At 59.6% G+C, this 19,836-nt stretch carries 12 protein-coding genes and 1 tRNA gene; 9 read left to right on the top strand and 4 right to left on the bottom strand.

Features of this window, described 5'->3' with window-relative positions:
- Positions 1–99 precede the first annotated feature (99 nt).
- From Q9S52_RS02185 to tpiA, 6 genes are all read left to right on the top strand, one after another.
- Positions 100–987, top strand: a complete 888-nt coding sequence (locus Q9S52_RS02185) for a YitT family protein (protein ID WP_300727048.1) — start codon at positions 100–102, stop codon at positions 985–987.
- Positions 984–2,978 (top strand): HD family phosphohydrolase, encoded by a 1,995-nt coding sequence (locus Q9S52_RS02180; protein ID WP_304708026.1) that lies wholly within the window; start codon positions 984–986, stop codon positions 2,976–2,978. The genes Q9S52_RS02185 and Q9S52_RS02180 overlap by 4 nt, the downstream gene beginning before the upstream one ends.
- A 1,516-nt stretch (positions 2,979–4,494) precedes the next feature.
- Positions 4,495–6,555 carry a prolyl oligopeptidase family protein gene (locus tag Q9S52_RS02175; RefSeq protein WP_304708025.1) on the top strand — a complete coding sequence of 687 codons (2,061 nt, stop codon included), beginning with the start codon at positions 4,495–4,497 and terminating at the stop codon, positions 6,553–6,555.
- 330 nt (positions 6,556–6,885) lie between these two features.
- A complete protein-coding gene (locus Q9S52_RS02170) occupies positions 6,886–7,311 on the top strand; it encodes a SufE family protein (protein ID WP_297626698.1) in 426 nt (141 codons plus the stop codon).
- Between the two features lie 21 nt (positions 7,312–7,332).
- On the top strand, positions 7,333–7,653 hold the full coding sequence (locus tag Q9S52_RS02165) for an iron-sulfur cluster assembly protein (protein ID WP_294594482.1): 321 nt from the start codon (positions 7,333–7,335) through the stop codon (positions 7,651–7,653).
- Between the two features lie 52 nt (positions 7,654–7,705).
- Complete coding sequence (gene tpiA / locus Q9S52_RS02160; RefSeq protein ID WP_300728819.1) at positions 7,706–8,461, top strand: triose-phosphate isomerase; 756 nt, start codon at positions 7,706–7,708, stop codon at positions 8,459–8,461.
- A 936-nt stretch (positions 8,462–9,397) separates the two neighbouring features.
- Here tpiA and Q9S52_RS02155 read toward each other — a convergent pair.
- A complete protein-coding gene (locus tag Q9S52_RS02155) occupies positions 9,398–9,556 on the bottom strand; it encodes a hypothetical protein (protein ID WP_300727762.1) in 159 nt (52 codons plus the stop codon).
- Positions 9,557–9,662: 106 nt separating this feature from the next.
- Positions 9,663–12,695: a GH92 family glycosyl hydrolase gene (locus Q9S52_RS02150; RefSeq protein WP_304708024.1), complete on the bottom strand. Its 3,033-nt coding sequence runs from the start codon at positions 12,693–12,695 to the stop codon at positions 9,663–9,665.
- A gap of 71 nt (positions 12,696–12,766) precedes the next feature.
- Between Q9S52_RS02150 and Q9S52_RS02145 the strand changes: the two genes are divergently transcribed.
- A complete protein-coding gene (locus tag Q9S52_RS02145) occupies positions 12,767–13,678 on the top strand; it encodes a class I SAM-dependent methyltransferase (RefSeq protein ID WP_304708023.1) in 912 nt (303 codons plus the stop codon).
- Between the two features lie 1,407 nt (positions 13,679–15,085).
- Here Q9S52_RS02145 and Q9S52_RS02140 read toward each other — a convergent pair.
- Both Q9S52_RS02140 and Q9S52_RS02135 read right to left on the bottom strand, forming a co-directional pair.
- Entirely contained in the window at positions 15,086–17,281 is a 2,196-nt protein-coding gene (locus Q9S52_RS02140) for a family 20 glycosylhydrolase (RefSeq protein ID WP_304708022.1), read from the bottom strand.
- Between the two features lie 33 nt (positions 17,282–17,314).
- On the bottom strand, positions 17,315–17,971 hold the full coding sequence (locus tag Q9S52_RS02135) for an ABC transporter ATP-binding protein (RefSeq protein WP_297832476.1): 657 nt from the start codon (positions 17,969–17,971) through the stop codon (positions 17,315–17,317).
- Between the two features lie 107 nt (positions 17,972–18,078).
- Between Q9S52_RS02135 and Q9S52_RS02130 the strand changes: the two genes are divergently transcribed.
- Entirely contained in the window at positions 18,079–19,200 is a 1,122-nt protein-coding gene (locus tag Q9S52_RS02130; protein WP_304708021.1) for an ROK family protein, read from the top strand.
- Positions 19,201–19,344: 144 nt separating this feature from the next.
- A tRNA-Met gene (locus tag Q9S52_RS02125) sits at positions 19,345–19,417 on the top strand.
- Positions 19,418–19,836 lie beyond the last annotated feature (419 nt).

Below are 19,836 nucleotides of genomic sequence, written 5' to 3'. Positions count from 1 at the left end.
GGCGGTGCAAAACGACCGTCCGGCCCGTTCCGTTGCGGCGAAGCGTGGAAATTCACTACATTTGCATCATACACAGCATCCTGTTCGGAGGTTTCGAGCATGAATACACAGCAACAGATACGTCAATGGGCCTATGTCGTGGTCGGGTCGATCCTGATCGCCACGGCCTACGTCCTCTTTATCACCCCTTATCGGATCGTGCCGGGCGGCGTTTACGGGATGGGGGTCGTCCTCAACTATCTTTTCCCGAAGATCCAGGTCGGTACCTACGGGCTGTCGATGGATATTCCGCTCCTGTTGATCGGGTTTCGGCTGTTCGGGGCGCGGTTCGGGGCGAAGACCGTCGTGGCGGCGCTGCTCACGCCGGTGATTATGGACGGGATGACCTGGATGATCGGTTCCGATCCGGCCACGATGCTCGGCGGCAAGATCGACTTGGCGGGCGATGTGCTGCTCAGCTGCCTTTTCGGCGGGACGCTGCTGGGGGCCGGCGTGGGGCTGATCCTCAAGACCCATGCCACGTCGGGCGGAACGGACATCATCGCGATGATCGCTTCCCGCTATCTCCACATGCCGATCAGCCGGGCGGTGCTCTATGTCGATTCGCTGGTCGTGCTCTTCGGTTTGGCCGTGTTGGGGGATTGGCGGCTGCCGCTCTACTCGTTGGTTACGATCTTTGTCTCGTCGCGTGTGATCGACTACATCGTGGACGGCGGATCGGGAGATAAACTGCTCTTCATCCTTTCGGAACGGCACGTCGAGATTCGCGACTTCATCCTCGACGGCTTGGAACGGGGCGGGACTTATATCAAGGCCTGCGGCATGTACACCGGGGCGGATAAGGAGATGATCTTCGTCGTGGTGTCGCGGCGCGAGGTGTCGCTCATTCGCGACCGCATCCGGCAGGTCGATCCGGAGGCTTTCATGATTGTGGTCGATGCGCACGAGACGCTCGGCGAGGGATTTAAAACGTTCGAAAAACCATGATATTACGCAAAATCGGTCTGCTGTTGGGGGTTTCGCTGCTCATCACGGTGATGATGCCGCAGCGGGCAGCCATGAATTTCAATTTCGCACCCGGCGAGACGTGGGAAGAGGAGACGCTCGTCGCGCCGTTCGATGTGCCGGTCTATAAGGAGGCCGAACAGCTGAATGCCGAACGAAAGGCTTTGATGGAGGAGTTCCAGCCGGTTTTCCGGCTCGATCCGGCGGTGGGCGAGGCTCAGCTGCGCACGCTGCGGGCCGATCTGGCGGCCAGTTCCTCTTTGTCGGACGAACGGCGCGAGCGGATTTGGCGCGCTTTTCGGCGCGTCTATGGCCGCGGGGTGGTGAGCGAGGCCGACCGGGCGGCCCATACCGACCGGATGGTGCGGATCGATAGCGCCCATGTCCTGTCGGGGCGGTTTGCGACCGATATTTTCACGCCCAATACGGCGATGGATTACCTGCAAAAGACCGAGGGGATCGATCCGCAGCAGGCGACGCGCTACCTGACGCCGTCGCTTGTCTACGACCGGTCGCTCAACGCCCGGTTGCGGGAGGAGCTTCTTTCGAGGCTGTCGCTCACGGAGGGGATCGTGCGGACGGGCGAGGTGATTGTTTCGAAGGGGCAGCTGATCGACCGTCACACGGCGACGGTACTGACCTCTTATCGGCGCGAGTACGAAAACCGACTGGGGAGGGGGATTAGCGGGACGGTGCTGTTTCTGAGCCGTTTTCTGGTGATGGCGGCGTTGCTGACCTTGAGTTACGTCTTCTTTACCTACTTCTCGCAGCACCATTTTACGGCCTGGCGACCGATGTTGTTCGTCTTCACGCTCTATGTGGTGATGGCGGGGCTGATGGCGCTGGTGGTGCGGACGCAGTTCCTGAGTCCGTATGCGGTGCCGTTGCCGGTGGTAGCGATTCTGTTGCTGGCCTTTTTCGATACGCGGGTGGCGATTTTCGGCAATATCTCGGTGGTGCTGATTGCGTCGCTCTTCGTGCGATTCAGTTTCGAATTCTTTACGGTGGAGTTTTTGGCGGGGATTACGGCGATTTTCGTGATCCGACACGCCTACCAGCGTCACCGGGTCTTTCGTGCGGTGGGGGCGGTGCTGCTGGTGCAGGAGTTGATCTATGTCGCTCTGTTGTGGATGAAACGGGGGACGGTTTTCGTCGATTATTCGGGCATGCTGTGGTTCGTGGCGAGCGCTTTCCTGATGCTGGCTTTCTACCAGTTGATCTACATCTTCGAACGGGTTTTCGGCTTCGTGTCGGACATCACGCTGCTGGAGCTGTCGGATACGAACCAGCCGTTGTTGTTGCAGCTGGCGGAGAAAGCGCCGGGGACGTTCCAGCATTCGGTGCAGGTGGCGTCGCTGGCCGAGAGCGCGGCGAAGGAGATCGGGGCCAATCCGTTGCTGGCACGGGCGGGGGCGCTGTATCACGATGTGGGGAAGATGGAGAATCCGTTCTACTTCGTTGAGAATCAGACGGGAAATTTCAATCCGCATTCGATGCTGAGCCCGTCTCAGAGCGCGGCGATCGTGCGGTCGCATGTGACCGAGGGGATTACGCTGGCGAGGAAGCATCGTCTGCCGGCGGTGATTCAGGAGTTTATCTCGCGGCACCACGGGACGTCGAAGATGTATTATTTCTATGTCGAGGAGGAGCGGTTGCACGGCAAGGTGGAGCATCCGGAGGAGTTCGTCTATCCGGGGCCGAAGCCGGTGAGGCGAGAGGTGGCGATCTGTATGATGGCGGACTCGGTCGAGGCGGCGTCTCGCTCGCTGGCGAACTACGACCGGGAGACGATCGACGAGTTGGTGGATCGCATCATCGACCGTCAGATCGCCGAGCACCAGCTGAGTCAGGCCGATCTTTCGTTCGCCGAGGTGACGCGTATCAAAGAGCTTTTCAAGACTCGGCTGAACAATATTTATCACGGTCGGATCTCTTATCCGACCTCTCCGTCCGAGACTCCGGCCACGGCGTAGGGGGGCTCCTTGTCCACGCTAGCGTGCGGGACAGAGAACGGGGTAACGAGTTGGGCTCCCGGTAGCTTGAGGATGCGTGAGCATCCGTCTAAAGTTTTTCTGGGTCTCTTTGTTCACAACCGACGCTGCCAGCGAGGGCAATGCAAACGCAGTTTGCAAATTGCCGAGCGGCGAGGAGGAAGGCGAAGCCAACGAGAACAGTTCCAGCCGGGGCAGTGTTTAGATCGCGCGCCGACGCCTTAAGAGGGAAATCGTCAAAATGCGCTTGCGCGTTTTGACAAGATTTCCCAAGGCGCGCGAACAAAGAATGGGGGTAGAGGCGGCCTTGGGGTAGAGGCTGCCATTTGCCCGCCGCGGGCACGCGGGGCCTGCCCGGCCCGAGGGCAGTCTCCTCCCGTAGCCAAAGATGCGCGCCGCCGCCTGAAGACGCGATTCAACTATTTCGGCGGTGAGCCGAATATAGATGAATCGCGCAAGGCGCGCGAAAGTGCGGCGGAGCGACAGCGGAGCCGCAGTGAGGAGGACACGGGGCGGAGAATTGGGCTGTGCTTTTTTGCCGAGCTTTGGGCCGAGAGCGAGTAGTGCGGTTCTCCGAACCGCCGGCCTTGTCGCCGAAGCCGCTATGCGGCTTCGGGGGGATGGGCGACAGGCCGAACCCGACAGAAAAAGGCTGTGCTTCTGCTACCCAACGGCCCGCAACACGCCGCTTACGCGCCGAGAATTGCGGTTTCTCCCGGGCGTCCGGCCTGCCATGTGGCGCGCTTTCATTCAACCGATAGGAATGTGCTCTTGTGATTCGGGTCGGAGCCAGCGTGGACGCAACGAGCTCTGCGAAGTTGCAGGCCTACGCCTGGGGTGGCTTCGGCCCGCGCGGTTCTGCGAACCGCAGGATTCAGCTCAAAAGTAGGGTAGAGGCTGTCTAATATTAGGGTAGCTCCTGCCCCTTGCCCACCGCGGGCACGTGCCCCGTTTATTCCGAGAGGCAACGCAACTGAAAACCGTAGGCACGATGGCTCGCGTGGTTGGGAAGAAGGTACTGCGTATAGAAGTTCAAGTGCATGCTGTTGGCACCGTTGACAGAGGAAGACCAGCTGTATCCGCCGTGTCCGAGATAGTTCGCGGCACCTGTATCCCGAGGGAGGTAGCCCGGGGCGGGCATTCCGGCCTCAGAAAGGCCTGCCCCGCTTAATAATTCAGCATACAAAAAAGCATGAGACCCATATTTTCCGTAGCGGTAGACGTTGGCGGGGGTGTCTACCCGAAAAACACAAGCCTCATGCAAAGCTGCTATTAACCTTTCATTTCACGTCTTCACCTTTTGCGAAGCGAAGAGCCGTTGCACGGCCACCATGAAATTCGAAGACAAAGATACGAACAAAATCGAAATACGCAAAAAAACGATTAATTTTACCTCCGCAATCGCAAAATCGAAAACGTTACAACCCCGATGAACCGTTATTACCTTGCCGGAGCGGCACTTCTCGTTGCCGCACTCACAGCCGGCTGTCAAAGCACGATGGCTATCAAAACGAAACCTTACCCCGAAACCCGTAAAGACACCACCGTGGTGGACGATTATCACGGCACGCAGGTGGCAGACCCATACCGTTGGCTCGAAGACGACCGGTCGACCGAAACCGCAGCCTGGGTGGCCGTTCAGAATGCCGTGACACAGGACTATCTGGCGCAGATTCCTTATCGCGAACAGATCAAACAGCGGCTCACCGAACTCTACGACTATCCGAAAGAGGGGACACCGTTCCGCGTCGGCGAGTACTACTTCTTCTACCGGAACGACGGGTTGCAGAACCAGAGCGTGCTCTACTACCAGAAAGGACTCGACGGCACGCCGGAAGTCTTCCTCGACCCCAACACCTTGTCGAAGGACGGAACCGTGGCTCTGAATACCGTCACCTTCTCGAAAGACGACCGCTATGCGGCCTATTCCGTTTCCCGATCAGGGTCGGACTGGGTCGATATCTATGTGATGGAGGTCGCTACGCGCAAGCAATTGGTGGACAAGATCGAATGGGTGAAGTTCAGCGGCGCCAGCTGGGGAGACGGCGGCTTCTACTACAGCCGCTACGACGCACCGGCCGAGGGGGCGAGCGCATACTCCGCGAAAAACGAATTTCAGAAAGTCTATTTTCATAAGCTGGGGACTTCGCAGGCGGAAGACCGGCTGATCTACGAAGATAAAACGCACCCGTTGCGTTACTTCTCGGGCTTCGTGAGCGACGACTTCCGGTGGCTCTTTATCGTCGGTTCCGAGGGGACGAGCGGAAACGAGATACTTTATAAGAATTTGACCGTGCCGAACGCGTCGTTCAAAACGCTCTTCAAGGGGTTTGCCAACGACTATTCCATCGTGGACTGCATCGGGAACACGGCCTATGTGCTGACCAATGACGCGGCGCCGAATTTCCGGCTGGTATCGGTCGATTTGAATGCCGCTGTGCCGGTGGCCACGGATGTGATTCCGGAGTCTGAAAACCTGCTGGAGTGGGCGACCACGGCCGGCGGGGCGATCTTCGCCGGATATCTCAAAGATGCGTCGAGCCGCGTTTATCAGTACGGTTTCGATGGCGCTCTGGTGCGCGAGATCGCGCTGCCGGGGATCGGTACGGCGGGCGGTTTCAGCGGCGAGGCGGAGGACACCGAGGTGTTCTACGGCTTCAGCAGTTTCAATGTGCCGCCGACTTCGTATCGCTACACGATCGCGGACGGCACTTCGACGTTGTACCACGAAACGAAGGTGAATTTCGATGTCTCGGCCTTTACGGTCGAACAGGTCTTCTATCCGTCGAAAGACGGTACCCGGGTGCCGATGTTCTTGGTCTATAAGAAGGGGCTGAAACGGGACGGCTCGAATCCGGTCTACCTCTATGCCTACGGCGGGTTCAACATCAGCCGCACGCCGGGTTTCTCGGCGTCGAACATCCTGTTGCTGGAGCAGGGGGGGATTTATGCGCTGGCCAATATCCGGGGCGGGGGCGAGTATGGCGAGGCTTGGCACCGGGCGGGGATGCTGGAGAAGAAGCAGAACGTTTTCGATGACTTTATCGCGGCAGCCGAATATCTGATTGCGGAAAAATACACTTCGCCGCAGAAACTGGCCATCGCGGGCGGTTCGAACGGGGGGCTGCTGATCGGGGCGTGTCTGACGCAGCGGCCGGATCTCTACTGTGCGACTTTCCCGATGGTGGGGGTGTTGGATATGTTGCGTTACCACCGTTTTACGATTGGTTGGGGCTGGGTCGTGGAGTACGGTTCGGCGGACAATGCGGCGGATTTCCCGTACCTCTATAAGTATTCGCCGCTGCACAATATCAAACGGGGGACTTGCTATCCGCCGACGATGATCATGACGGCGGATCACGACGACCGGGTGGTTCCGGCGCACTCGTTCAAGTTCGGAGCGACGCTCCAGGCGGCGCAGGGGTGCGAAAATCCGATTCTGTTGCGTGTTGAGTCGGATGCGGGTCACGGGGCGGGCAAACCGATCTCGAAGTCTATTCAGGAACAGGCCGATATCTGGTCGTTCTTCCTGTGGAATGCGGGTGTGCGGAATTTTTAACCGTTCGATTACTGTGTCTACCCGCATGGAACCGTACCTTTTCTTCAGAAAAGGTACCCAAAAGACTTTTGCAGAGGTCGGCCCAACGGGCCGACCACGTGTTCTCTCTGCCTTGTTTCGTTGGGCTGGATTTTCAGGCGCGGCGCGCGTGGGGTTCTCGCCCATTATTAGCGCGCCACACTGGGAAATCCAGCCCAACCAATCGGGCAGACACGGCCAGAGCATCCCGCAGGGATGCGCTCTAAAGTTTTTCTGGTTCTCTTTGTTCACAAAGAGAACAGTACCCTCCTGGGCAAGTACAGATAATCGAAGGATTAATAAATACAGTCAATGAGTATCAACGAGGAACAAGACCGGATTATCGACGAATTCAGCGTATTCGACGAATGGCTCGACCGATACAGCTACCTGATCGAGCTCGGGAACGGGTTGACCGCGATCGCTCCGGAGCATAAGACCGAACAATTTCTGATAAAAGGATGTCAGTCCCGGGTTTGGGTCGACGCCCGGCTCGACGACGAAGGACGGATGCACTTTACGGCCGACAGCGACGCCATTATCACCAAAGGGATTATCGCCCTGTTGATTCGCGTGTTGGACGGGCATACGCCCGAAGAGGTGCGCGATGCCGATCTCTATTTTATCGACCGGATCGGTCTTTCGCAGAACCTCTCGCCGACGCGCGCCAACGGATTGTTGGCTATGATCCGGCAGATGAAATTGTTTGCGACCGCGTATGCCGCCATGCAAAAATAATCGTTACTTTTGGGTCGGATTATGACACCGCAGGAGATACTCGACATCGAGCGCGACATTGTCTACACGCTCAAAAACATTTATGACCCGGAGATTCCGGTCAATATCTACGACCTCGGCCTCGTGTACGAGATCGAAATGACCCCGGAGGGGACGGCTAATATTCGGATGACCCTCACGGCGCCGAACTGTCCGATGGCCGATATGCTCGTCCAGCAGGTGCACGACGACGTGCTCAAAGTGAAGGGCGTCGAGCGGGTGGATGTGACGTTGACCTTCGATCCGCCGTGGGATCGATCGATGATGACCCAGGAGGCACTGCTCGAACTGGGGATGATATAAGGCGCGTTGATTCAGACAAATACCGAGAACCATTAAACACAACAATACCATCATGAGAAGAAAAATCGTCGCAGGGAACTGGAAAATGAATACCACGCCGGCAGAAGGCGTCGCCCTCCTCGAAGGCGTAGCGGCTCTGAAAGGGGGTGCACCGGCCGATGTCGAACTGATCGTCGGTGTTCCGTTCACCCACTTGTGCAGCGTCAAGGGGCCGGCGGAAAAGGCCGGGATTGCCGTTTCGGCTCAGGACTGTGCGGATCACGAATCGGGGGCTTATACCGGCGAGGTGTCGGCTAAGATGATTTCGTCGCTGGGGGCTAAGTATGTTATTCTGGGGCACTCCGAACGGCGCGAATACTATGGCGAAACCAGCGAAACGCTCAACAAAAAGATGGCTTTGGCTTATGCGCATGGGTTGGCACCGATCTACTGCGTGGGCGAAAAACTCGACGAACGGGAGGCTGGCAAACATTTCGACGTTGTTCGGGCGCAGATCGAAGAGGTCGTTTTCAACCTGACTCCGGAACAGTTCGGCAAATTGGTGATCGCTTACGAACCGGTTTGGGCGATCGGCACCGGCAAGACGGCGACGGCGGAGCAAGCGCAGGAGATTCATGCGTTTATTCGCAAGGTGCTGGCTGAAAAGTTCGGTGCGGCAGCAGCTGATAAAACGCCGATTCTCTATGGCGGGAGCTGTAAGCCGGGCAACGCTGCCGAAATTTTCAGCAAGGCAGACGTAGACGGCGGTTTGATCGGTGGCGCTTCGTTGGTTGCCGACGACTTTATCGCGATTGCGAAAGCGTTCTAATATTCGGTTATCCAATCAAGTTGCTCTTGTCCTTACCTTCCTTTAAGGAAGGTGAGGACGTTTTTTTGTGGGGCGGTCGAGAATAGGGCCAAAGCTGCCCCTTGCCCATTGCGGGCACGCGGGGCTTGCGCGGCGGTGCGCGGACGAAGAACGGGGGTAGAGGCGGCCAGTTGAAATGCGCGAGCATTTCCCGTCCACGGGACGTGGGGCCCGCGCGGCCCGAGCGCAGTACCCTCCTGTAGCCAAAGCCGCGCGCCACGCCTAAAGGAGCGACTCAGTTATTTCGGCGGTGAGCCGAAATAACTGAGTCGCGCAAGGCGCGCGAAAAAAGAATAACGCAAAAAATCCGTCGCCCGCCCGCCTAAGAGGGCATATTCTGCCGGTTGGCACTCGGCCAATCCGGCAAGAATTGCCGCGGGCGACGGCAAGCGTGGCGGAGCGCAAGCGGAGCCGCAGTGAGGCGGACACGGGGCGGAGAATTGGGTCGAGCTTTGGGCCGTGCCTGTTCTTCAGGCGCGAAAACCGATTACGGTTTTCGCGCCGCGCCGGGCCGAGCATGGGGCTGAGATTTGGGCAGTGGATTGGGCTGAGCTGTTGGCCGGGCTTTGGGCCGAGCTTCTGCGGCTCTTTGAGCCGCGCAGTTCGCCGCCACCCCACGCGGCGGGCTGCAAACTCGACGGAGCTCGTTGCACTCACCGCTAGCGACGCATTAGCGGCGCGTGGGGGGGGCGCGCCGAGGACGAATAGGCGGAACTTGTAGCGGGTAAAATAGTGCGGGCCGGACGCCTTCCCACGGGTGGTCTGCAACACGCCGCTTGCGCGTCGAGAGTTGCCGTTCCTCCCAGGCGTCCGGCAGCTGGGACTAAATTACAGTAAGGTAGAGGCTGTCCGATTGTTTGGGGTAGACACAGCTAGTAAAAGACGCTTAGCGTCTGTTTATTCCGAGAGGCAACGCAACTGAAGACTGTGGCCGCGGATAGTTGTACTGCCGGAGTTGAAGTATTGCATGTTGAAGTACAAACTGCCATTACCGGTATTGCTGGCTGTGGACGAGCTACTGAATCCGTCGTACCCGACACCCGTCAGATTTCCCAATCGGTTGTTGTTTCCTCCGTCGCGGTAGCCCGGGGCGGGAGCAACCAGAAAAGAAAAGGAGCTCCCGGAATGGAAGCTCCCTCTGTAAAATGCGCCGAATGAGGCATCAGTACGCCATCACCTCGTCGAGGAACATCCAAGCCGGATTGCCCTGTCCGATATGCCCCTCCGGCAGCGGCCCGTTTTCGATTCGAAACCGGATGTAGCGCGCCTGTACTCCGCCTGGAATCGATGTGCCGAAGTAATGCGCACCGCTCCCTGCCGTCAAGCTGTCGCTCCCGTCGATCCGCACCGGATGGCCGTAATGCGTCCCGTCGGTCGAAAATTCGAATACGGCCCCTCGCGGTAAAACGATCCACGACCGCGGTTCGTTGTCCGCATTGAAGCCCACGTGCCGCAAGCTCCGCACCGTTCCCAAATCGATAGTTCCTGCCGCATCGATGCCGTTGAAGCCGATCCATTCCGGACGCACATAGCTGTCACCCCCCATCGCATAGTCCACCAAAGCCGCAGCCCCGCCGTTCATGTACGGTGCCGACGGCGCCTGTTCCAACGTCACCGCCGCGTCTTTCAGCGCACTCTTGTAGAACCGATAGCTCTTCACCTGGCTGTCCGACCGTCTGTTCGCCGATCTCTCCATGGCGATCGCCCGCAATTTCAATTCCGCATCTCCTGTGAGCGTAATTCCGCCGACCGGTACGATCGGAGAGGCGGAGGTCGGTTCCGAACCGTCCAACGTGTAGACGATCTTCCGCGGCTGCGGTGCCGCACATTTCGGGAACAGGGTCATCGAGTGGCCGAATACCCGCAGCGTATCTTCGATGTACGGCTCGAATACCACCTCCGCGAGCATCTGCTCTGCGGTCAGGGCATCTTCGGACGGAATCTGAGCCACCGGTCGGTCCGCCGGATCCGTCCCGAAATCTTTCGTCGGTTCAGACCCCATATGCAGCACGAGTTTGCCGCCCTCGTCGAGCATCGATTGGGTGATGTACGATTTCGTATACGGCTCTCCGTTCCACTCCGCCGACCGGATGTAGATGTTTTTCCCGTCCGAAGAGAGCCCTTCGGCTTCGATAATAAACGGCCGGCCGGATGCCGTCGTCGGCGCGATTTCGACCCGTTCGAAAGTCGGCGTCCCCAAAACGTAGACCCCCGATCCCGGGGTCACGGGGTAGAAGCCCATGGCGCTCAAAACGTACCAGGCCGACATCTGGCCGCAGTCCTCATTGCCGCACAACCCGTCCCGCGCCGTGGTGTACATCGTCCGTTTGATCTCGTCCACCCGCTCCTGCGTCCGCCACGGCGCCCCCGCGAACGAGTAGAGATAGGCCACCTGATGCGACGGCTCGTTGCCGTGCGCGTACTGGCCGATCAGTCCCGAAACGTCCGGCGAATGGTCGTTCGTCGTAGTCGGCGCCTCGAACATCGCGTCGATGGCAGCGATATAAGCGCTGTCGCCGCCCAGCATGCCGATATGAGTCGTCACGTCCTGCGGCACGAAGAAACGATAGTGCCAGGCATTCCCCTCGGTGAAGTCTCCCTGTCCGAGGATCGAGATTTCGGTCGGGTCGAACGGCGTGCGGAATGCGCCCGTCGAGAGCCGACCCTTGAAGAAACCGTCTGCCGGATCGAATTGGTTTTTATACGATTGCGCCCGACGGATGAAGACCCGATACAGGCTGTCGTTCCCCAGCGCCTGGGCCATTCGGGCGATGCACCAGTCGTCGTAGGCGTACTCCAATGCCTTGGAGACCGAATTGTTCTCCTTGTCGGCCGGCAGGTAACCCAACTGCCGGTAGTGTCCGATTCCGCCGTGTTCGCGTTGCATGGCGCTGTGTACCATCGCCTTCAGCGCTTCGTCCCCCTCCTCGGCCGAGAGTTCGCCCTTGAAAAAAGCATCGGCGATGATCGGTACCGAGTGGTAACCGATCATGCAGTTGTTTTCGTTCATGTGCAGGTCCCACACCGGCAGTCTGCCGGTCTGCCGGTAGTAGCGCAGCATGGAGCGGGCGATCTGCGCATTGACTTCCGGCTGCACTAAGGTCAGCAGCGGGTGCAGTGCACGGAAGGTGTCCCACGTGGAGAAGATGCTGTAATTCGCCCCTTCCGTCGAATCGGCCGGGTGAATCTCGCCGTCCGCTCCGCGATACCGGCCGTCGGTGTCCGTAAAGAGTACCGGTGCGATAAAGGAATGGTACAGAGCGGTGTAGAATATGCGCCGGTCTTCGTCCGTCCCGCCCGAAACGGTGATCCGTCCCAGTTCGCGATTCCACTGGTCACGCGCTTCTGCTGCCAGCGTGTCGAACGATTTGCCTGAGGTTTCCGCCGCCAGATTGCGCCGGGCTCCCTCGATATCCACAGCCGACAAACCTACTTTCACCTCCCAGTTCTTGGTGTGCTCTTCCGGGAAAAGGGCCAGTACGACCTCTTTCCCCATCCCTTCGGTGACGGTCGTGTCGCGTCCGTCGATCCGTGCCCGAATCTCGCGGATGGGGGCCGAAAATTCGGCCCGGAAGAAGACCGTATGATCTGCCGCCCAGCCGTTCGACCGCCGCCACCCTTCGATCGTCCGGTCGTCGACCTGACGGAATGCCGCTTCGCGCACGTTGTCCTGTATCCCGTGCCGCAGGTCGAGCATCAGGTGTTGGTTGTCGCTGTGTTCGTAGGTGTATCGGTGAATCCCCGCATGCGGTGTGGCGGTCAGTTCGACTTTCACGCGCGGATCGTCCAGGTAGACGCTATAGTATCCGGCCGAAGCCTTTTCGCTCTTGTGGTTGAACCGCGAGCGATAGCCGCTGTCCGGCTCGGCTTTGGTTCCCGGTTCGAACCGGACGGGCCCGATGGCCGGCATGAAGAGGATGTCTCCCAAATCCGCACCTCCCGTTCCGCTCAGGTGGGTGTGCGAGAAGCCGATCAGGCTCGAATCGCTGGCGTGATAGCCGGAACACCAGTCCCACCCCTCGGTATCGGTGTCGGGCGAGAGTTGTACGAAGCCGAACGGCGTGGTCGCTCCGGGGAAGGTGTGTCCGTGGGCGTCGGTGCCGATAAAGGGATCTACGTAGTCGGCCGGATCGCCGTGGGAGCCGCAGGAGGCGAGTGTCAGAACGCCGGCGGCTAAGATGAGGAGTTTTTTCATCTGTTTCGGGTCAGTTTTCGACAAAGATATTGATTTTTAATGCTACTTTTATCGTCCGAAGGGATTTTACTATGGAATTGAATTTACTGACTCCGACCCGATGGGTGGATTACGAATTGATCGACTGCGGAGGCGGTCGCAAACTGGAGCGTTTCGGCCGGGTGGTGACGGCGCGGCCGGAGCCGCAGGCGTTGTGGGCGCCGTCGCTCTCGGAGGAGGAGTGGGAGGAGAGGGCGGGGGCGGTGTTCCGCAAAAACAAGGGGAGCGAGGAGCGGGGCGAATGGGTGTTGAAACGCGGGACGCCGCAGCAGTGGTCGATCGATTATGCGGGCAAGGGGGGCTGGCGTATTCGGTTGCGGCTGGGGCTGACGTCGTTCAAGCATGTGGGGGTCTTTCCGGAGCAGGCGGCCAATTGGGACTATATCTACGAGACGGTCAGGCGGTTGCGCGGGGCGGGGGTGGAGCGGCCGGCGGTATTGAATCTGTTTGCGTACACGGGCGGGGCTTCGCTGGCTGCGTGCGCGGCGGGGGCGGAGGTGACGCATGTGGATTCGGTGCGCCAGACGGTGACGTGGTCGCGCGAGAATATGGAGGCGTCGGGGCTGGAGGGGATCCGGTGGGTGGTGGAGGATGCGATGAAGTTCGTCCGTCGCGAGGTGCGGCGGGGGCATCGTTATCATGGCATTGTGCTCGATCCGCCGTCGTATGGCCGGGGGCCGGAGGGCGAAAAATGGGTGCTGGAGGAGCAGATCGGGGAGATGTTGGCGTTGTGTGCGGAGTTGCTGGAGGAGACGGGGTGTTTTGTGGTGCTGAATCTCTATTCGATGGGGTTGTCTGCTCTGCTGGCGCGGACGCTGGCGGAGTCGGCATTTCCTCAGGCGGCAGGGGCAGAGGTGGGACAGGGGGAGTTGTATGTGGCGGATGGGGCGGGCAAGCGGTTGCCGTTGGGGGTATTTCTGCGGTTCCGGCGGTTGTTTGGGTAGTTCCAGCCCGTTTTCGTGTGCCTCTCTTCTCCGTTTATTCCGAGAGGCAACGCAACTGAAAACCGTAGGCGCGGGTATGTGCACGATGGGGATCGAGTGCTGTCACGTGGAAAAACAAGTGCCTTCCATTTGTGCCACCGGCTGTCGAGGAACAACTGTAGCCGTAACTGCCGACACCGTATAATGCTCCCGTAGTGTAGTGGCGTTCGCCCGGGGCGGGTTTATTCCTGTTTACGTTTTGAACTGACTCCTGCGGTTCGAAGAATCGCGCGGGCCGGAGCCATCCTAAATTAGATATCTCTACAATGGCCCATTTGTGCGGACGAAGCTTGCGGGCCTCCGCTGGGGGAGGCTTCGGCCCGCGCGACCCTTAGGGTCGCAGAAGCTCGGCCTTTTTCTGTTGGGTTCGTCTTCGGCGCGCCTCCCCCGCACCGCTGCCTTCGGGCACTCCGATCAGGCAGCCTCTACCCCAATAAGAGGACGGTGATTCCTCAAGGAATCGCGCTACTCGCTCTCAGCCTATAATAGGTCTCCGCCCCCATTCTGTCGGTTTCGGGCTGCGCGCTCCAGGGGTGGGCCGAAGGCCCAGCGCGCAGGCCCGGCGGTTCTACGAACCGCAAAAGCACGGACAACAGCTCGGCCCGGCGCGACGCGAAAATCGTAATCGGTTTTCGCGCCCGAAGAACAGGCACGGCCCAAAGCTCGCCCCAGTTCTCTGCCCCGTATCCGCCTCACTGCGGCTCCGCTATCGCTCCGCCGCTACCGCTCGGCACGCGAAAGATGGGAGTATTTACTCCTAAACGTCGCCCGCTGGGATTTCATCTCGATTTTGCTCACCGCAAAACGAGTGAAATCCCTTATTTACGCGGGCGGGCGACGGATTTTTGCTCGAAGTTGAGGTTTTTCGCGCGCCTGGGGAAATCTTGTCAAAACGTGCCAGCACGTTTTGACGATTTCCCTCTTTAGGCGTGGCGCGCGGTCGAGCTTTGACCCGCCTCGAACTGTTCCTTTTGGCTTCGCCTTCCTCCTCGCCGCTCGGCAATTTGCAAACTGCGTTTGCATTGCTCTCGCTGGCAGCGTCGGTTGTGAACAAAAGGAACCGAAAAAACTTTAGACGGATGCTTACGCATCCTTAAACTGTCGGCAGCCCAATTCTTTGTCCGCGCGCTGGCGGAAATCTTATTCAAACGCGAATAACGCGTTTGAATGATTTCCTACTTCAGCAGTCGCGCGCGGTCGAGCTTCGACCCGCCTGAAACTGCCCTGCGCGGGCGGCGTCCCGCCGGGGCCCAATTCTTTGGCCGCACAGACTCCACTTATTAGTAAGGCCGGAGAAAATCCTAACAAAACCCCCTGTGGGTGTGGCAGTGGAAATGCTGACGCATTTCCACTGCCAGCCTCTGCCGTTTAATAGACTGCGATTTCGTCCGCAAAGATCCAGGCCGGACTCCCTGCGCGCGGATGACCTTCCGGCAGAATCCCCCGATTCGTCGCCTCGATCCGCACGAAACGAGCCTCGGCCGCCTGTCCGAACCGGATGTCTAACGACCTGATAATCACCTCCGAAGTCGAATCTTGTTCTACAGCCACGTCCGCCGCCTCCGTATACCGTTTCCCGTCTGCCGAAGTCCATACTTTCAACCGTGTCGGCAGCATCACCGATGTCGAACCGATGTGTTGCAGAAAACGCATCCAAACCCCCTCCAGCCGCCACACGCTGCCTAAATCCAGCGTCACATCCAGATTCGTCCCCTCGAAGCCCTGCCAGGCCGGATCGTCCCCCCGTTTGAAGGCATACCGGTTGTCCACCAGTGCCGAATCCCCGCCCCCCGTATAAGCCGAGTGGTAAGGATAGGCATACGTCACTTTCGCCCCCGTCGCCGGATTCAGCAGCCGGGGCGACGACAATACGCATCCCGCAGGTTTCCCCCGCCGAAACGTGACCGCCGTCAAGGTCGACGGCTCGGTAATGACGATCGAATCGGCATATACCGGCGCCTCCGCCGTCGGCATCGACCCGTCCAGCGTGTATCGGATCGGATGGAGCGCCACCTCTGTCGCCAGCCGGATCACCAGTGCGCCGTCGTCGTTGAAATACTGTTCGGCGATGTACGGCGTGAACGCGCTCTCCGCATAATGCCACCCCCGAGCTGCATACCGGTCGTACTGCCGGTCGAGCTTCCGTTCGAACCGGTGCCAATCCTTGGCCGTCGTATCCGTCCACAACGCTTCGGAAAGAGCCGCCAGTCGCGGCAGTAACATATATTCCACGTGTTCCGGCGTGCGGATGTTTTCCGTCCAGATATTAGCCTGACCGCCGAGAATATGGTGCCGTTTATCAGCCGCCACCTCCGGCCGCAGCGGGTCGAACGCGTAGACGCGCGGCACACCGTTATACCCCCCCCACCCCTGCGGTTCGCACGGATTCTGACTCTGGTAGTGGTCGAAATAGACATAGTCCAGCGGCACCATCACCGCATTGTGTCCCGCGTTGGCCGCCCGAACGCCCCCCTCGAAACCCGTCCACGACATCACTGTAGCATTCGGTGCGAGGCCTCCCTCCAGAATCTCGTCATAACCGATCATCCGTTTGCCTTTGCCGTTGATGTACTTCTCCATCCGATGGACGAAATAGCTCTGCAATTCGTGTTCGTCCTTGAGCCCCTCGGCCTGCTTGCGCGCCTGACACAACGGACACCCGCTCCACTGCTCCTTGCCCACCTCGTCGCCCCCGATGTGGATGTACGGCGAGTCGGGAAAGAGTTCCACCACCCGGTCGATGATCTCCTGAAGGAAAAGAAACGTCGAGTCGTTGCCCGGACAATAGATGCCGCTCCCCGGCTTCGCCGTCGGACAGGCGAACTGCGGATAGGCGAAGGTCGCCGCCTCGGAGTGGCCCGGCATCTCGATCTCCGGAATCACCGTGATGTGCCGCGCACGGGCATAGTCCACAATCTCGCGGATATCCGCCTCGGTATAATATCCGCCATACGTATCCGTACTGTCCCGCCGCGACTCGTCGCTCAGCTCCAGCCCGATCCACGGCGCCAGCGGATCCTTGACCTTGCGCCACGCCGCTTTCTGCGCCAGCAGCGGGTATTTGTCGATCGCCAGCCGCCACCCGATACCGTCCGTCAGGTGCCAGTGGAAAGTATTGAGTTTGTGGTAAGCGAGGATATCGATATAGCGTTTGATGAAATCTTTCGGGAAGAAGTGTCGGCTCACATCCAAATGCGCCCCCCGCCACGGAAACCGGGGTGCATCCTCGATCGTCACCGCCGGCACGTAGCCCGCCGAGTCCTTGAGCTGCTCCAACGTCTGCAACCCGTAGAAAATCCCCGCATCGCCCCCTCCGACCACCTCCATCCGTCCGTCGGCCACCGTCAGCCGGTAGGCCTCGGGATTCCGCAGCGAGGTGTCGATCGCCGTCCGCACACTGTCCGCCACCCACCGGATCGTCCCCTCTCCCTCGACGATCCGGGCGGGTTGGGGAATCACGGCGATCTCTTCGGCCGCCCGTTGCGGCCCGCAGGCGCAGCACAGCGCCACAGCCCCTGCGGCAGCGGCGGTCGAGAGTCGGATGGTGGTCAGGTGTCGTTTCATATTCGAAAGGTTCAAAGTGTTCGTAAATTCCGTTTAAAGTTCCGCGATCATCCCGTCGCGCATGGCGATCCGCCGGTCGGACATGGCCGCGAGGTCGTTGTCGTGGGTCACGATGACGAAAGTGTAGCCGAACCGCTCCCGCAGCTCGAAAAACAGGCGGTGCAGGCTCTCGCGATTGACGCTGTCGAGGTTTCCCGAGGGTTCGTCGGCCAACACCACCGCCGGGTCGTTCATCAAGGCCCGCGCCACCGCCACCCGCTGTTGCTCGCCCCCCGAAAGCTCGGCCGGTTTATGCCCGGCGCGGTGTCCCACCCCCAGCAGCTCCAGCAGCTCGACTGCCCGCCGTTGCGCCGCAGCGCGCGAGGTGCGCCGAATCAGGGCCGGAATCATCACATTCTCGGTGGCGGTAAACTCGGGTAAAAGGTGGTGGAACTGGAAAACGAAGCCGATCTGTTCGTTCCGCAGCCGCACCAGCTCGGCCGGCCGCAAACTCCCCGTGTCGCGTCCCGCAATCTCGACCGTTCCGCTATCGGGCTGTGCGAGGGTACCTATGATTTGCAACAAGGTGGTCTTGCCCGCCCCGCTGGGCCCGACGACGGTCACCACCTCGCCTCGGGCGATGTCGAGGTCGATCCCCCGAAGCACTTCGACCGTGCCGAATCGTTTTCGTATCTCTCTGCATCGTATCATCGTATGGACAAATATAGCGTTTTTCGCAATCGCTCGGTTCGCAGACCGCTATATCTTCCTTTTTCCTTATATTTGCTAAAAATAACCCGAACCAAAACGAGAGCTATATGAACTTCACCAAAGATTCCCGCACCGTGATGACGCTGGACGCGGGGGGAACCAATTTCGTGTTCGGCGCGATCCGCGGCTGCGAAGAGATCGTCGAACCGATCCACCTGCCCTCGGCGGCCCATAACCTGGAGCTGAGCCTGGCTAACCTGATCAACGGTTTCCATGCCGTGCGGTCGAGGCTCAAGGAGGCGCCGGTGGCCATCAGCTTCGCCTTTCCCGGGCCGGCGGACTATCCGAACGGCATTATCTGGAACATCGGCAACCTGCCGGCCTATAAGGGCGGGGTGGCTGTCGGGCCGATGCTGGAGGCGGAATTCGGCATTCCGGTCTTCATCAACAACGACGGCGACCTGTATGCCTACGGCGAGGCGATCGAGGGGTATCTGCCGTGGGTCAATGCCCAGCTCGAAAAGGCGGGCAGCCCGAAACGGTATCGCAATCTGGTGGGGCTGACGCTCGGGACGGGCTTTGGCGGCGGGATCGTCCGGAACGGCGAACTGTTCCTGGGCGATAACTCGGCGGCGGCGGAGGTGTGGCTGCTGAGTCAGCGGTACCACCAGGAGCGGAATATCGAGGAGTCGATCAGTATCCGGGCGGTGCGCCGGGTGTACGGCGAACTCACGGGGACGCCGGCGGACAAGTTGCCGCATCCGAAGGACATCTACGAGATCGGGATCGGAGAGAAAGAGGGGGATCAGGCGGCGGCGTTGGAGGCGTTCCGGCGGATGGGGCAGGCTTTGGGGGATGCGTTGTGCAATGTGCTGACGGTGGTGGATGGGATTGCGGTGATCGGCGGCGGTGTGGCGGGGGCGAAGTCGCTGTTCGTGCCGGCGATGATGGAGGAGGTGCACGGGCAGTTCGTGGGGGCTACGGGGGTGCAGTTCCCGCGGTTGGCGCAGAAGGCGTTCTATCTGGAGGACGAGGCGCAGATGGCCGATTTCCTACAGGGCGAGGTGAAACAGATTCAGGTGCCGCACACCAACGAGCGGGTGACGTACGATTCGATGCCGCGGGTGGGGATCGGTTTCTCGCGGATCGGAACGAGCAAGGCGATCAGCATCGGGGCGTATGCTTTTGCGCTGCATGCGCTGGATCGGATGGCGGGCGGACGGAGATAGTTGTTTTGTGCGCCGGGTCGCGCGTATCGAAAATTGTCCTGTTTTCCGACCGAGGGAAGTCGTCTTGGTCGGAAAATGGGATATTTTTTCTTCCCAGGTTTGCAGTTTCCGAAAAATGTCTTACCTTTGTACTCGAATTATGATCGCGGGGTGGAGCAGTTGGCAGCTCGTTGGGCTCATAACCCAAAGGTCGGAGGTTCGAGTCCTCCCCCCGCTACTCAGACGGTTTGCATCGTAAGATGCGAACCGTCTTTTTTTTATTTTTGAAGTGAATCCTCTTGTGAATCCCCGCCCCGGGCTACCGCCATCGGGACACAGGCGCACTGCGTGACATCTGCAACGAAGGTACGGTGTGGTCGGCTTCCGCGGTTGACGGCAGCACGTACGCCAGGCGACTGGTGCTCAGCACACAGAGCCTCAGCACCAGCAGCTCGAACAGCCGCGCCTTCAGTTTTCTGTTGCGTTGCCTCTCGGAATAAACGGGAAAGGCATGGGCGGTGTGGGTAAGGGGCTGAGACTATCTTACCCTCTTGGGCGGGCCGAAGACTGCGGGGCCCAAAAGCAACGTCAGTTGCGGGCCTCCGCTGCGGGAGGCTTCGGCCCGCCCAACCCAAAGGGTCGCGAGAACACAGCCAT

Source organism: uncultured Rikenella sp., from assembly GCF_948810725.1.
In the GTDB taxonomy this organism is placed as follows: Bacteria; Bacteroidota; Bacteroidia; order Bacteroidales; family Rikenellaceae; genus Rikenella.
Note: the sequence above shows the minus strand (reverse complement) of the source record. Positions and strands in the feature narration are given on the sequence as shown.